The sequence below is a fragment of the Microbacterium sp. SMR1 genome, from assembly GCF_003289625.1.
GTDB classification, from domain to species: domain Bacteria; phylum Actinomycetota; class Actinomycetes; order Actinomycetales; family Microbacteriaceae; genus Microbacterium; species Microbacterium plantarum.
Genome location: NZ_QMBN01000002.1, coordinates 722,070 through 736,758 on the forward strand (window position 1 = coordinate 722,070; position 14,689 = coordinate 736,758).

Consider the following 14,689-nt stretch of genomic DNA (forward strand, 5'->3'; position numbering starts at 1 on the left):
GTTTTCTCAGCGTAGCACGAGCGATCCTCCCGACGCGAGCGTGCGCGGCTCAGGCCGCGGGAGCGCCGGTGCTGCCGCGGACGATGACGTCGGGCGAGACCGTCACGGCGGGCTCGGGCGCGCGGCCCGTCAGCAGGTCGTGCAGCGCCGACCACGCTCGCGCGCCGAGCTCGCCCATCGGCACGGCGGCGGTCGTGAGTGCGGGGGAGGTGTACCGCGCGAAGGGGATGTCGTCGAACCCCGCGATCGAGAGTCGGCCGGGGACCGGAATGCCGCGTTCGGTCGCCGCGCTCAGCAGTCCCATCGCCGACAGATCGTTGAATGCCAGCACCCCCGTCGCCCCTGACGCGAGAACATCGTCGAGAGCGCCGGCGCCGCTGGCGAAGTCGACCCCGGCGGGGATCTCGGCGATCTCGCAGTCCGCCAGCTCGCGTCGCGCGTCTTCGAGTGCAGACAGTCGCTGCCCGCTCGAGGCGCTGCGCGCCGCGCCGGCGAGGTACGCGAATCGGCGGTGTCCCTGCGCGTAGAGGTGGTCGATGATGGCGCGCAGAGGCGTGCGGTAGTCGGCCGCCACGCTCGGAGCATCGCCCGTGCGGTTGACCAGGACCACGGGGGCGACGTCGGCGACGACGTCGGCGAGCTGGTCGTCGCTCATGCGTGGCGCGCACAGGATCAGTCCGTCCGAGCGCCGCCGCGACTCCAGCGCGAGCAGGCGCTCCTCGTCGACGTTCTCGTCGGAGTCTGCGATGAGCACGTGGTAGCCGTTGGCGACCGCGGCCCGGCTGAGGCCGCGCAGCATCCCCTGGAAGGTGGGGTTCGCCAGGTCGGGCACGACGACCGAGATGGTCTGAGTGCGGCCGAGCACGAGGCTGCGCGCGAGCGGATTCGCCGAATAACCGAGCTGCGCTGCCGAAGCGCGCACCCGCTCGGCGAGAGCCGGATCGACGGTGGCGTTGCCGTTCATGACGCGCGAGACGGTGGCGAGTGAGACGCCGGCGTGCGCGGCGACGTCGGTGATCGTGGTCTGCTTCGCTCCGGCCATCGTTCCCCCGCCCTTCGTCCGGCCATACTATGCGAGGAAACGTTTTATGACAGGAGACGACGATGTCTGCGATCACGACCGCGGAAGCTGCCGACACCGTGTCGGCGACCAGCGCGGGGCCGACGACGGAGCGCGACGTCAAGCGCCGTCGCCTGGCATCCGTTCGTGAGGATGCCGGCGCCGATGCGCTCGTGCTCTCGTCGCATGAGGCGCTCTCGTGGTACCTCGGCGGCATTCGGACGCACGTCTCGTTCGCGGGTCCGCCCGTGCTGGCCGTCCGCGTCGCTGAGGGCGGCGACACTCTCTTCGTCTCGGCGAACGAGGCCGACCGGCTGATCGCGGAGGAGCTCGCGCCGGACGACGCCGCACGCGTCGCCCGGGTCCCGTGGTACGAATCGGTCGTCGCGCACGCCCTGTCCGGTGGTTCCGGCGGGCCCTCCGAGGGGCGGGGTGATCTCGCCGTCGACGAGTCGGAGGTCGGCCCCCAGCTGCGGGCGGCGCGCGCCGAGCTGGTGCCGGAGGAAGTCGATCGTTATCGGGCTCTCGGCCGTGCCGTGGCCGAGGTGTTGACGGATGTCGCCGCGGAACTGTCTCCCCGCACATCCGAGCGTGCCGCAGCTGCCCGGCTGGCTGCCGGGCTCGTGGCGCGCGGCATCGACCCGCTCGTGGTGCTGGTGGCGGGAGAGCCGCGGCTGCCCCACCGGCATCCCCTCCCCACGGACTCTCCGCTCGGTGCGCGGGCGATGCTCGTCGTGTGCGGACGTCGGCACGGGCTCATCGCCAACGCGACCCGGTGGGTGGGTGCGGCCGGTGGCGACGATGAACGGATCCTCGCGGTGGAGGCGGCGTTCTTCGCGGCGACTCGGCCCGGCGCCCACCTGGACGAAGTGTTCGCTGCGGGGTGTCGAGGCTACGCCGATGCGGGGTTCGATCCGGACGAGTGGGAACGCCACCATCAGGGAGGCCCGACCGGATACGCGGGGCGCGACCCGCGGGCGACTGCCGAGACGCGCGACCTCGTGCGGTCGCCGCACGCGTTCGCCTGGAATCCGAGCGCGCCCGGCGCGAAGGTCGAAGACACCGTCATCGTCACGGACGCCGGCCTCGAGGTGCTCACGGTGGATCCACGGTGGCCCACGACCGCGGTCGGCGGCATCGCCCGGCCCGTCGCGCGCCCGTTCTCCTGACGTCCACCGCGCCGATCCGCGCTCTGTTCTGACCTGACCCGACGGTCGCGTCAGAACGGCGGCTCTGATCCGAAGGGGGTGTGGAGTCGTCCCCCTGAACGCGGTGGTGGTGAGAGCGCGCCGGGCGGTTGTTCATCGTCCCGCCCGTCCGGTGGACGAGCGGTCGTGACGGCGACCGTGAAAGCGACGACGGGTGGTGGTGCGTCTTCGCGGTAGATCCGCCCGGTCGGTGACGTCCAGATCAGCCTTCCGCCGGAAAGTTGTCGTACCTGCCATCGAGTGTGGTGTTTGACATCGTGGTGTCTCTTGCAGAGGTTCGCGAGGTTGCACACGTGCGTCGCCCCTCCGTCGGATGCGGCGATCGTGTGGTCCAACTCGCACCGGATGGCGGGTTGCCGGCATCCGGGGAACCGGCAGTGCCGGTCCCGTGCCCGCAGCAGCCGCACCATCGCCGCGGTGGGCCGGTAGCTGTCGCATTCGAGGACGGTTCCGGTGACCGGATGGGTCAGCAGCCGGTCCCACGAGGGGGAGTTGCCCGCGAGTTCGCGCGCGGTAGCGGCATCGACGGGGGAGCGCCCCGCAAGGTCTGCTGGCCCCTCGTCCTTACCCATCAGAGTCAATGCCGAAACGGCGACCTGCACGTGCGCCCGGATCGCGCCGAGGGTCCCGTCCCCGTCGCCGCTTGCGGTGGGGTCGAGGGCGGGTCTGCCCGCGAGGAGGAGATCACTGAACACGTCGGCGCGGACCTGATCGATCGTTCGCGCGTCACCGACGAACAACGACCCGTCAGCGCCCGCGTGGTCGACCAGGCCGTCGGCGCCGGTCGCGTCTGCGGCGAGCTGGGCGTCAGCGCTCGCGGAGGCGGCGTCCGCAGCGTCGGCTTTCGCCCGCGCGTCGATGATCTCGCGCGCCTGCCGCGTCAGTCGATCCACGATGCCGTCGGCGATCACGGTCGGCAGTGTCGCGATGAGATCCGACATGCCGTCGGCCCCGGTCCGCACCTGCACGCACCGCCCCGCCGCAGCCTCCTCGTGGCGTTCGGTGAACGTCCGCGGGTGCATCCGCTCCGCGAGCATCTGCAACGCCGCCCGCACCCGGTTGGGCGTCTCGCCCTCGCATCGCTCGATTGCGGCTCGCTCGAAGTCCTCGCGGTCGTCCGCGGGCACGAGGCATCCGATCTCCTGAATCACCCGGACGTGTCCTCGGACGATGCGTCCGGTCTCCCACGCCGCCATCGTCAGCGGGTAGTTGTCCACCAGGTCGCGTGCTTCGTCGATCCGGCGTTGCAACGTCCGGTCGGTCGCCACGAACACCCCGGCCAGTTCCGCGGCGATCCCGCGCAACGCCATCTCGCGCGCCTTGACCTTCTCCGACGCCCCAGCGGCCTGCTTCTCGGCCAGCACCCCGGCCGCGGCGAGCACCCGAACCTCACGGATCTGCACCGCCCGTGCGGCATCTGAAACACCCTCGGCATCCGCGACGAGCATCGCGAGGGCATCGACGTCACTGTCGCTGCCCATCCCGGCATCCATCGCGCCGCGGAACCCGTCATTCGAATGCATGTTCTAATGTTGCCATCGACCTCCGACATTGCGCCGTGACTGTCCACAGCCTGCGCGGCGCCGCGGCCTCCGGACCGGGACGCGCGCACCCCGCCCCGCCGCCCCCCCGCACCCCGTCGCCTCCGGCGATGATGGAGGTATGGCCCGCTATCTCGTCGTCGATGCCGACCTCGCTGGTTTCGCGCAGTATCAACATCTCGAGGCCGGACCGGATGGCCTCTGGCGGGTCGTGCGGCAGATCGATGATCGACCGGCGGGCCCGCGGCGGTACGGCGTCGGCGCCGTTGATGTCGACGATCAGGGAATGCTGTCGGACCAACCGTCCACGACCCGGGAACTCGACGACGACGATGCCGTCACACCGATCAGCGCGGAAGAGTTCGAGCTCCGCTGGCTCGACGCATCCTGACGTGCGCGAGGCTGCGCGCTCCGGCGGGGCGGCGCCTCACGCGAGACAGGGCCGGATGCGGGGGCTGAGGTTCCCGCATCCGGCCCTGCCGGAGTGTTGCTCGTCAGCTCGCGTCGAGCGCGGTCTTCACCTGCGAGACGAGCTCGGATGCGGCGTCGGCCGGCGTCGCCTTATCGAACGTGACGTCGTCGAGCAGCTTGGTGATGATCGGGCCGAGCTGCGACGTGGGAAGCGCCAGCGGGTTCTGGGGCGCCCCACCCGCGGCGGACAGCCGATCGATGAAGGCGACCTGGGCCTTCTCCGACTCGCTGAACTCGGGCGTGATCGCCTCGAGCACCGCGGGCGTCGCGGGAATGCCGAGGGTCAGCTTGTTGAGGGGCCCGGCCTCGTCGCTGTTGAGGAGAAAGTCGATGAGCATCGCGGCTTCGCGCGGGTGCTTCGACTTCGACGACACGGCGTACTGGACGGTCGGCTGGATGACGAGACCGACCTTGCCCGCGCTGTCGCCCGGCACGTTGAGGATCTGGAGGTCCTGACCGGATGCCGTGGCGTAGATCCCGGTGAAGTTGAGCGGGGCGAATGCCATGCCGATCTTCCCCTGGCCCATCAGGCTCTGCTCGAGGGAGGCCGACGCGTCCTCGGCTGCGGTCGAGGCGTCGGGTGATCCTCCGCTGGCCTGCAGCTCCTTCGCGAAGGTGAAGAACTCGGTCGCCGTCTTCTCGCTCACCCCGAACTCGCCGTCGGTGGTGTAGAGGTCTTCCCCGTTCTGACGAGCGAACGCCATGAGCGACTGGTCGTTCGCGATCTGTGCCGATCCGTAGACGCCGTCGCCGCTCTTCTCGGAGATCTGGGTCGCGATGTCGATGTAGTCGTCCCACGTCCATGTCGTGTCGTCGGGCAGTGGCACGCCCGCAGCTTCGAACACCGCGGGATTGACGATGATGCCGCGCGAGCCGACGCCGGTGGGCAGGGCGTAGAGCTTGCCGTCGATCATGCCCGCATCGAGCGACCCGGGCGTGAACGATTCCTGGTCGACGTCGCTCGAGATGTCGGCGATCGCATTCTTCGCCACGTAGAGCGGGAGGGCGTCGTAGGTGATCTGCAGGGCATCGGGTGCGCCACCGCCGGCGACCTGGGTCGCGAGCTTGTCGTAGTAGCCGTTGTACTCGCTCGGCTCGCCCGCGACGGTGATGTTCGGGTGGGCCTTCTCGAAGAGGGCGATCTGCTCGTCCTTGATGGCGTTGAGCTCGTCGCTTCCCCACCACGCGAAGCGCAGGGTGATCTTCTCGTCCGAGCCGCCGCCGGAGCCGGCGGCGCAGCCGGACAGCGAGACAGCGATCGCGACGCCGGCGGCGGCGAGGGCGAGGAGTCGTCGGTTGTTCATGGGAGGTCCTCTCGGGCGGGTGCATCGCCGGAGGTCATCTTCGACATCCAGCGGAAGCGTTTTCTCGTTGACGCTTCTCGAGGCGAGAAAACGCTTACTGACGGACGTTAACGCCCGCCACGGGCAATGTCAACGATGCGTTGGGCCCCGTCAGGCGCCCAGTCTTGCCCGCAGGAACGCGAGGGCCTCATCCTGCATCGACGCCGACGACACATGCCCTGTCTCGTGGAACGAGCCGGTGTACCCCGTGGCGCCCGCGAGCGCATCGTGGGCCGCTCGCATCCCTCTCACGGGGAAGAGCGGATCGTGCTCTCCGTACTGCACGAGCAGCTCCTGCCCGTCTCGGGGGCGCGCAAGTTCGGGCAGGTCGCCCACCGATCGAATGCCGGGGCTGTGCAGCAGCCACGAATGGGTGTCGATCTCCGCGGGGACGAGCGAGGCGAACGTCGCCATCATGCAGGTGACGACGGTCGCCGAGATGCGCCGGTCGAGGGCGGCCGCGAGCACCGCCCGCCCGCCGCCGCCCGACAGCCCGAGCGTGCCGAGCCGCTCCGGGTCGACTCCGGGCAGTGCGGCGAGCACGTCGAGGGCCGCGAGGTCGTCGCTCGCCACGGCGCCGGCGAGGCTCGTCCCGAGCATGCCCGCGGCCTTCGCGAGCGAGTCCTCGTGCAGCGTCGAGATCGCGTCGAACCGGTCGTCGGAGCTCGGGCTCTCGTCGCGCTCGCGCCACAGCGCTTCACGCGCGGCGATGTGCTCGGCCAGCCGCGGCGTCGGCCGCGAGAGGTCGAACGCGCGGCTGCCCCACGAGAACGTGTCGTGTGCGAGCACCGCGAACCCGGCGCGCGCGAGGTCGTTCGCCGGGGCTCGACCGTCGTAGATGTCGCGCCTCAGTCTCGCTGCAGTCGGATGGGCGGGACGGTCGGTCTCGACGAGCTGCTCCGCGCCGACGGATCGCACCCCGCCGTGGCAGTGCAGCGCGAGCAGGCCGGGGAGGGGTGAGCGGATGCCGGCTGGCCGCAGCAGCCACGCCCGCGTTCGCGGTCCGTACGGCAGCTGCCAGCTCAGCTCCGAGCCGTCGACGCCGTCGCGCGACCACGTGCGATCGACGCGGACGTCATCGGCGACGGGGCGACGCGCGCCGAGGACTCGGGCGAGTGCGTCGCCGCGCTCGTCGCCGGGCCGGTGCGGCGCGGTGGCCGCCAGGAAAGCGGGCCAGTCGGCGTAGCCGGCGAGCGGGCCGGACGGCTGGTTCCCGGCGATCGTGCTGCCGCCGTCGGCGCGAGCGGGTAGGGGGTCAGGCGACGTCATTGTGGCTCCGATCGAGGGACGCTTGTGTGTCCACGTCGATAGTGCATCTTCGCAGAAAGCGCTTTCTGAGCGCTCTGCATCGCTCGACGACGAAGCGATGGATGTGTCGAGGAGGACCGGATGAGCGCCATCGGCGAGCTGTCCCGGCTACGGCGTCCCGCCGGGCGGGCTGCGCGGGAGAAACCGCGCGACACGAAGGCGGCGATGGTCTTCCTCGCGCCGTGGCTGCTCGGTCTCGTGCTGGTGACGGTGCTGCCGATCGCGGCGTCGCTGTACCTGTCGTTCACGAAGTACGACCTGTTCAACGCGCCCGAGTTCATCGGCATCGACAACTACGTCCGCATGGCTCAGGACCCGCGGCTCGCGGCATCCCTCGGTGTCACCTTCGTGTACGTCCTCGTCGGCGTCCCGCTGGCGATGGGCGCGGCGCTGGGGATTGCGTTGCTGCTCGACAAGGGGCTGCGGGGTCTGGCGTTCTACCGCTCGATGTTCTACCTGCCCTCCCTGCTCGGCTCGTCGGTGGCCGTGGCGATCCTGTGGAAGCAGATCTTCGGGGTAGACGGGCTCGTGAACCAGTTCCTCGCGATCTTCGGCATCGAGGGCCCCGGGTGGATCTCCAACCCCGACACGGCGCTGTCGACGATCATCCTGCTGAGCGTGTGGGGGTTCGGCGCCCCGATGGTGATCTTCCTCGCGGGCCTCCGCCAGATCCCGGTCATGTACTACGAGGCGGCGGCGATGGATGGCGCGGGACCTGCCCGCCAGTTCTTCTCGATCACGCTGCCGCTCCTGAGCCCGATCGTCTTCTTCAATCTCGTGCTGTCGATGATCGGGGCGTTCCAGGCCTTCACGCAGGCGTTCATCATCTCGAACGGATCGGGCGGACCGTCCGACTCGACGCTGTTCTACACGCTGTACCTCTACCAGAAGGGCTTCACGGCCTTCGACATGGGCTACGCCTCGGCCATGGCCTGGCTGCTGGTGGCCATCATTGCGGGATTCACCGCGGTCAACTTCGCTCTCTCCAAGCTGTGGGTGTTCTATGACGACTGAACTGATCACGACCGCCGACCGCAAGGACGCCCGCGAGCGGCAGCGTGCCCGTCGGCGGGAGGAGCTCGGCCTCGGTCGTCGCAGCCGCGCGGGCGCTCTCGCGCGGCACATCTTCCTCATCGCGACCTCGCTGCTGATGCTCTACCCGCTGCTGTGGATGATCGTCAGCTCGCTGCGACCCAACGACGAGATCTTCCGGCTGCCCGGTCTGTGGCCGCTGTCGTTCGAGGTCGACAACTACATCCAGGGGTGGAACGCGCTCTCGCCGTCGTTCGGCACCTATCTGTGGAACTCGCTCGTCGTCGTCGCGGGCTCGATCATCGGCAACCTCGTGTCGTGCGCGATGGCCGCCTACGCCTTCGCCCGGCTCAACTTCCACTTCAAGCGCACGCTCTTCGCGATCATGCTCGTGACGATCATGCTGCCCGTGCACATCGTGATCGTGCCGCAGTACATCATGTTCAGTCAGCTCGGACTCGTGAACACCTTCTGGCCTCTCATCCTGCCGAAGGCCCTCGCGACGGACGCGTTCTTCGTCTTCCTCATGGTGCAGTTCATCCGCGGCATCCCGCGCGAGCTCGACGAGGCCGCGCGCATCGACGGAGCCGGGCACGCCCGGATCTTCCTTCAGATCCTGCTGCCGATGATGACTCCGGCACTCGCGACGACCGCCATCTTCACGTTCGTGTGGGTCTGGAACGACTTCTTCGGCGCGCTCATCTACCTCAACAACCCCGACCTGTTCACCGTGCCGCTCGCGCTTCGGCAGTTCATGTCGGCGCAGGGGGCGTCGAACTTCGGAGGCATGTTCGCGATGTCGGTGGTCTCGCTCGTGCCGGTGTTCCTGGCGTTCCTGTTCGGTCAGCGCTTCCTCATCCGCGGCATCGCCACCACCGGCATCAAGTGACCGGCGGGTATGCGCCGGATCAGGCGAGGAGCGCGCCGACCTCCGCGTCGGTCAGGCGTCCGTCGGCCACGAGCAGCCGGTACGCCCTGCGGACCGGGGCGCTGGGGGATGCCGCGACCGCGCGGTCCCAAGCGAGGGCCGCGCCGATGCCGGGGTAGCCCGCCACTCGGACGAACCACGGATCGGCGGCTGAGACGTCATCAGCAGGAGCCAGGGCGATGGTGGCCTCGGCCGTCGGAGGCGCGGCGGGGGAGTGGTCGGTCGGGCCAGCGAAGGCCGCCGACCATGCGAGCCACGGCGCGACCGTTCCGTGCACCGCCGCCTCGCCACGGGCCGAGGGCGTGCGCACGTCGATGTCGACGCAGGCGGGGAGGCGCCACGCGAGCCCGCCGTAGCCGCCGCCCACGCGCCCGTTGCTGCCCGGACCCCCGAGCATCACGGTGCGGTCGGTCGCCGGCGACAGCTCGAACGACAGCTCGATGACGGCGGCGCGCTCGTCGCGATGGATCAGCCGCATCTCGCGGCGCTCGCGCACGACGACGCTGCCGTCGGGGCCGATCCAGCGCAGATCGAGAACCGCGCCGTCGGCGATCCGCTCGACGCCGGCGATCTCGATGCGCCCGTGATCGTCGCGCCAGATGTAGTCCTCGCCCGGGGTGTAGGTGCGACCACCCCAGAAGTTCGTGCCGTCGACATCCTGCAGGGCGACGCTGACACCGAGGTGCCAGTCGTGGTCGGCGGGATGGTGGTCGGTCACGGTCACGCCGCCGGGGGTGCGGAGCGGATGCAGGTACGGGCGCGGGCTCGACGACCGTGCGGTGCCAGCGCCGTCGACGAGCTCCGCCATTGGCGAGCCGTCGCCCGGCAGGGTCAGCACGACGTCGCGAGCCGTGCGCCGAGCCCAGGGAAGGTGCAGCTCGGCGAAGGTCGCCTCGGCGTCGACGGCGCGGACCACGGCGTCTTCGATGCCGTCCACGATGAGCCGCCGGGCGGGGCCCTCGCCGCGCGCAGTGACGAACGCGGGGTCGATCTCGTGCGGCGCGGTGCGTCCCACGGCATCGATGACCGCGACGAACGCGCCCGAGGCTGACAGGGGCGACAGCAGCGCGACACCCTCGTCGCGATGATCGAGGAGGTTCTCGAGCAGGTCGTCACGCTCGAAGCGTTCGCTGCGCCCGTCGACCTCGACGATGTCCTCCGTGTAGAAGAAGCGTGCCGAGCGGCGGCGGCCATGCACCTCGACGTACGGGTCGACCTGCTCGTCGGCGCACAGCGTCAGCCCCGCGGTGACGCGGATGCCGCGCGTCGTCGACACGCGCAGCAGGCTCGTGTCGTCGCCCTCGATGGCGTTGGCGCGGTAGAGATCGGCGGTGACCTGCGTGATGTCGGCGACGGCTGTCGTGCCGGCGATCGCGAGAGCGGTGGCGGTCGCGTGGGCGAGCGGGTTGGTCGTGACCCCGTCGACGACGGCGACACCGTCGAGTTCGCGGCGCCCGGCCCAGCGGCTGCGCTCCCAGTACGCGCGGTCGCGCGCCCAGAGTCCCACGGCTCCGATCGCGCGGACCGGGCCCAGGTCGAAGCGGTCGTCGGCGAAGGCCCGCAGCGCCCGCGACCCGAGGCTCTGGAAGCCCACCTGCACGCGCGCGCTCGACCGCGCGGCGGCGGCCTCGAGCACGCGCAGGTCGGCGAGGGTCAGCACCGGCGGCTTCTCGAGGTACAGGTCGATACCGCGGTCCACGACGGTGCGCGCGAGCTCGAGGTGGGTATGCAGCGGGGTGGCGACGATGACGACATCGACGTCGTCGGTCGCGGCGAGCAGGGTCGGCAGGTCGGGGAAGACGCGGGTGTGTTCCGGCAGGGTGCCCGGTGCCGGCGGGCGGGGGTCGGCCGCCGCGACGAGTCGCACGCGATCGCCCAGACGGCGGAGATTGTCGAGGTGCACGGTTCCGTAGCCGTGGACGCCGACGAGGGCGATGGTGGTGGTGCGTGGCATCCGATTCTCCTGACGTCGCTCCCATCATGCCAGCAAGCGCTTTCCCATGGGTCTCGCGACGCGCGCTCACGTCTTCGGGTGGGAGCGGTGAAGCGACACCCTACGGCAGGCGCCACCGGCCGTCGATGGGGAGCGCTGCCCGCGACGGGCCCGGGTGCCAGGGATTAGCGTCGAGGCACATCGATCCGAGGAGAACCGCCATGGCATCACCCGCATCCCGCACCCCGCGCACGCGACTGAACGCCGGGCTCGTCGTCGCGGCCCTCGGCCTGGCGGCGCTGACGGGCTGCACGCCGGCGGGTGGACCGAGCGGAGCGGCCTCGAGCGCTGCGCCCGAGACCACCGCGGCGTCGCCCTCGGTGTCGGCGTCGGCGCCCGCTGCGGCATCCGGTGCGCTCGACCGCACCGAGCTCGCCGACCTGTTCAGCGGCATCCAGTTCCGCCCCGCCCAGTACGACACGATCGCCGCGATGCTCGAGTCGATCTATCCCGGGTTGACGGTCTCGGACGCCGGGTGCCTCGCTCCCTTCGGCGCCGGGTGGGAATCGGCCGGCGATGCTGTCGAATGGGGTACGAGCAACGACCGATCGATGACGGCTGTCGTGGCCTCCGCGGCCGACGACGCAGCCGCCGAGGGGCTGGTGACTCAGGCTGAGGACGCCATCGCGCGCTGCGCGGACGGGCAGGAGCTGTTCGCCATGCAGGGGGTGCCGGTCACGACCTCGGTCGAGCCGTTCGATCTCGCCGTCAGCGGCGCGGACGATGTCCAGGGGTGGCGGGTGACCGGCGACGTGGGCGGCTCTCCGTTCGCGCTCGTCGGCGCGACGGTCCGCACGGGTCAGAACGTCCTCGCGCTCGTGGGCTGGGATCCCGAGACGAGCGCGGACTACGTGCCGCAGGCGACGCAGCTCTTCGTCGACCGCATCGCGCAGGCGGCCGGCTGATTCGCGCCGAGGGGGTGTGCACGGTCGCGACGGGCGCCTAGCATGGTCGCGTGGCACGGAAACCGCTTTCCCATCCCGCGGACCTGATCGACGGCGCTCATCCGGCGCGATCCGTCCTGCGGCTGCTCGCCCGTCGCCCGGGGCGCATGAGCGTCGCCGTCGGCGCTTTCGCGCTGAAGGAGATCCCGATGTGGTTCCTCCCGGTGATCACCGCGGCGATCATCGACATCGTCGCGGGCGGGGGTGAGGTCTCGGCGGTCATCGGCTGGTTCCTGCTGGCCGCGGCCCTGCTGCTGCAGAACTACCCGAACCACATCCTCTACACGCGCAGCTTCATGACCGTCGTGCGCGACACCGGGGCCGACCTGCGCAACGCGCTCGCCGCGCGGCTGCAGAGCCTGTCGATCGGATACCACTCGCGGGTGAGCTCGTCGATCGTGCAGACCAAGGTGGTGCGCGATGTCGAGAACGTCGAGCTCATGCTGCAGCAGGTCACGCATCCGCTGCTGTCGGCGACGATGGTGATGATCGGCGCCCTCACCATGACCGCGATCGCGGTGCCCCAGTTCCTGCCGGTCTACGCGCTCGCCGTACCGATCGCGATCGGCATCCGGTACGGCATGCGCAACCGCTCGCGCGAGCGCAACGCGGTCTTCCGCCGCGAGGTCGAGGTGTTCTCGGCACGCGTGGGTGAGATGGCCTCGCTCATCCCGGTCACCCGCGCCCACGGCCTCGAGGAGACGGCCGTCACGCGCGTCTCGCGCGGCGCCGAGGGAGTGCGACGCGCGGGTCTTCACCTCGACATGCTCAACGGTCACGTCGCCTCGATCTCGTGGGTGGCGATGCAGCTGCTCGGCGTCGGATGCCTCGTGCTCGCCGCGATCTTCTCGCTCACCGGCATCCTGCCGATATCACCCGGCGAGGTCGTGCTGCTCTCGACCTACTTCACGCTGCTCACGCAGGGGCTCACCCAGCTCCTCATGCTGATCCCGGTCGGAGCGCGCGGGCTCGAGTCGGTGCGCTCCATCGCCGAGGTGCTGCAGGAACCCGACCTCGAGCAGAACGAGGGCAAGCGCCGCGTGGATCGCGTCGTCGGCGACATCCAGCTCGAGCGCGCCAGCCATCGGTACGCGGGGGCGAGCGACGACGCGCTGCACGAGATCGATCTGCACATCCCCGCGGGTCGTACCTACGCGTTCGTCGGCTCGTCCGGATCGGGAAAGTCCACGCTGCTCAACCTCGTCCTCGGGTTCGTTCGCGCGACGAGCGGGCGGCTGACGATCGACGGGGCCGACGTGCAGGAGCTCGATCTGCGGACCGTGCGCCGCGCGGTGTCGGTCGTGCCGCAGGAGTCGGTGCTCTTCGAGGGCACGATCCGCGAGAACGTCGCCTACGGGCTGCCCGATGTCTCCGACGAGCGCATCGAGCGGGCGCTGCGCGACGCCAACGCGTGGGAGTTCGTCAGCGACCAGCCGGCCGGGTGGGACACCGTGGTCGGCGAGCGGGGCGCGCGCCTGTCGGGAGGGCAGCGGCAGCGGCTCGCGATCGCGCGGGCGCTGGTGCGCAATCCCCGCATCCTGCTGCTGGATGAGGCGACCTCGGCGCTCGATCCCGAGTCGGAGGAGCTCGTGAAGGACGCGCTCGCGCGGCTCATGGCCGGCCGCACGACCCTCGTGGTCGCCCACCGGCTGTCGACGATCCGGCGTGCCGACCGCATCATCGTGCTCGAGCGCGGGCGGATCGTCGAGCAGGGCTCGCACGACGACCTGCTGGCCGCCGCCGGCCGCTACGCCCACCTCCACGCCACCCAGTCCTGACCCTCCCCCCTCACCCCTCCGTCGACTCGCCAGAAGGTGCGGATGCCGGTGCCCCCGGATCCGCATTTCATGGCGAGTCGACGGGTATAAGACAGGAGAACTCATGCTCAGGGAGATCTATCGCGACCCGGTGTACGACGGGGCGACCGATCCGGTGGTCGTCATCGAGCCGGGCGACGGCGGATGGTGGATGTTCTACACGCAGCGGCGGGCGACGCATCCCGACCCGGGGCCGGGCGTCTCCTGGGTGCACGGCTCGCGCATCGGGGTGGCGCGCTCGCGAGACGGCGTCGATTGGCAGTACGCGGGCACACTCGAACCGGATGCCGGCGGGCTCGAACTGACCGCCGGGCAGCCTCCGGCCGACGTCGACCGCACCCACTGGGCCCCCGAGGTCGTCTTCGACGGCACCGGATGGCGGATGTATCTGACCGAGATCGACGGTGTACCCGATCGCTGGCCGGGTCATGCCCGCACGATCGTCGCCTACCGCTCGACCGACCTCGTGTCGTGGCACCGGCTCGGACCGCTCGATCTCGCGAGCGACCGCGTCATCGACGCCGGTGTGGCCCGCGGTCCCGACGAGAAGTGGCGGCTCTGGTACAAAGATGAAGCCGCCGATTCCGTCACCCGCGTAGCGGTGTCGGAGGACCTCGAGTCGTGGAGTGACGGCGGGGTCGCGATCGGCGGACGCCCGCACGAAGGGCCGAGCGTCTTCGAGCTCGGCGGCCGCTGGTGGATGATCGTCGACGAGTGGCGGGGGATGGGTGTCTTCGTCTCGGACGACACCGTCCACTGGGTGCGCCAAGGCGGTCCCGACGACGTCCTCCTCGGCGCGGGGGCCGTGCCCGGCCGAGGGTTCGGGCACCACGGCGCCCCCGTTCGCGACGACGACTCCCTCTGGTACTACTTCTTCGCACAGCCGGCCACGACCCCGGATGCCGGTGGCGACGGGGCCGGTGCGGACGACGTCGAGGCTCGCCGGTGCGCCGTCTACCGAGTGCGGCTGCGTGTCGACGCGGGTCGGTTGGTGTGCGAGGCTGAGTCGACGCACTGAGACCGGTAACAGTCGCGAGATCACGG

At 70.4% G+C, this 14,689-nt stretch carries 12 protein-coding genes; 7 read left to right on the forward strand and 5 right to left on the reverse strand.

The features are described 5' to 3' along the window. Positions 1-49: 49 nt before the first annotated feature. Complete coding sequence (locus DO944_RS08025) at positions 50-1,042, reverse strand: LacI family DNA-binding transcriptional regulator (protein ID WP_112616365.1); 993 nt, start codon at positions 1,040-1,042, stop codon at positions 50-52. Between the two features lie 62 nt (positions 1,043-1,104). Between DO944_RS08025 and DO944_RS08030 the strand changes: the two genes are divergently transcribed. Next, complete coding sequence (locus tag DO944_RS08030; RefSeq protein ID WP_258524616.1) at positions 1,105-2,229, forward strand: Xaa-Pro peptidase family protein; 1,125 nt, start codon at positions 1,105-1,107, stop codon at positions 2,227-2,229. Positions 2,230-2,279: 50 nt separating this feature from the next. Here DO944_RS08030 and DO944_RS08035 read toward each other — a convergent pair whose 3' ends face one another. Continuing rightward, complete coding sequence (locus tag DO944_RS08035; protein ID WP_258524617.1) at positions 2,280-3,791, reverse strand: HNH endonuclease signature motif containing protein; 1,512 nt, start codon at positions 3,789-3,791, stop codon at positions 2,280-2,282. A gap of 139 nt (positions 3,792-3,930) precedes the next feature. On the opposite strand from DO944_RS08035, the gene DO944_RS08040 reads away from it, so the two are divergent. After that, the gene (locus DO944_RS08040; RefSeq protein ID WP_112616367.1) at positions 3,931-4,200 is read left to right on the forward strand and encodes a hypothetical protein; all 270 of its coding nucleotides are present in this window, start codon (positions 3,931-3,933) and stop codon (positions 4,198-4,200) included. Between the two features lie 103 nt (positions 4,201-4,303). Here DO944_RS08040 and DO944_RS08045 read toward each other — a convergent pair whose 3' ends face one another. Together DO944_RS08045 and DO944_RS08050 are read right to left on the reverse strand one after the other, a co-directional pair. Next, positions 4,304-5,584, reverse strand: a complete 1,281-nt coding sequence (locus DO944_RS08045; RefSeq protein WP_112616369.1) for an ABC transporter substrate-binding protein — start codon at positions 5,582-5,584, stop codon at positions 4,304-4,306. A gap of 150 nt (positions 5,585-5,734) precedes the next feature. Further along, positions 5,735-6,892 (reverse strand): acetylxylan esterase, encoded by a 1,158-nt coding sequence (locus DO944_RS08050; protein ID WP_112616371.1) that lies wholly within the window; start codon positions 6,890-6,892, stop codon positions 5,735-5,737. Between the two features lie 120 nt (positions 6,893-7,012). Between DO944_RS08050 and DO944_RS08055 the strand changes: the two genes are divergently transcribed. Next, positions 7,013-7,945, forward strand: coding sequence for a carbohydrate ABC transporter permease (locus DO944_RS08055; protein ID WP_091500515.1), 933 nt, complete (start codon positions 7,013-7,015; stop codon positions 7,943-7,945). Then, complete coding sequence (locus DO944_RS08060; RefSeq protein ID WP_112616373.1) at positions 7,935-8,852, forward strand: carbohydrate ABC transporter permease; 918 nt, start codon at positions 7,935-7,937, stop codon at positions 8,850-8,852. The genes DO944_RS08055 and DO944_RS08060 overlap by 11 nt, the downstream gene beginning before the upstream one ends. Positions 8,853-8,871: 19 nt before the next feature. Here the strand turns inward: DO944_RS08060 and DO944_RS08065 are convergent, their stop codons facing one another. Next, a complete protein-coding gene (locus DO944_RS08065; protein ID WP_112616375.1) occupies positions 8,872-10,845 on the reverse strand; it encodes a DUF6807 family protein in 1,974 nt (657 codons plus the stop codon). Positions 10,846-11,045: 200 nt separating this feature from the next. Here DO944_RS08065 and DO944_RS08070 point away from each other — a divergent pair, with 200 nt between their 5' ends. The 3 genes from DO944_RS08070 to DO944_RS08080 all read left to right on the forward strand — a co-directional run bounded on the left by DO944_RS08070 (position 11,046) and on the right by DO944_RS08080 (position 14,663). After that, positions 11,046-11,789, forward strand: a complete 744-nt coding sequence (locus DO944_RS08070; RefSeq protein ID WP_112616377.1) for a hypothetical protein — start codon at positions 11,046-11,048, stop codon at positions 11,787-11,789. 50 nt (positions 11,790-11,839) lie between these two features. Further along, positions 11,840-13,606 carry an ABC transporter ATP-binding protein gene (locus DO944_RS08075; RefSeq protein ID WP_112616379.1) on the forward strand — a complete coding sequence of 589 codons (1,767 nt, stop codon included), beginning with the start codon at positions 11,840-11,842 and terminating at the stop codon, positions 13,604-13,606. A gap of 103 nt (positions 13,607-13,709) precedes the next feature. Beyond that, positions 13,710-14,663, forward strand: a complete 954-nt coding sequence (locus tag DO944_RS08080; protein ID WP_112616381.1) for a hypothetical protein — start codon at positions 13,710-13,712, stop codon at positions 14,661-14,663. The last annotated feature ends 26 nt before the right edge of the window (positions 14,664-14,689 follow it).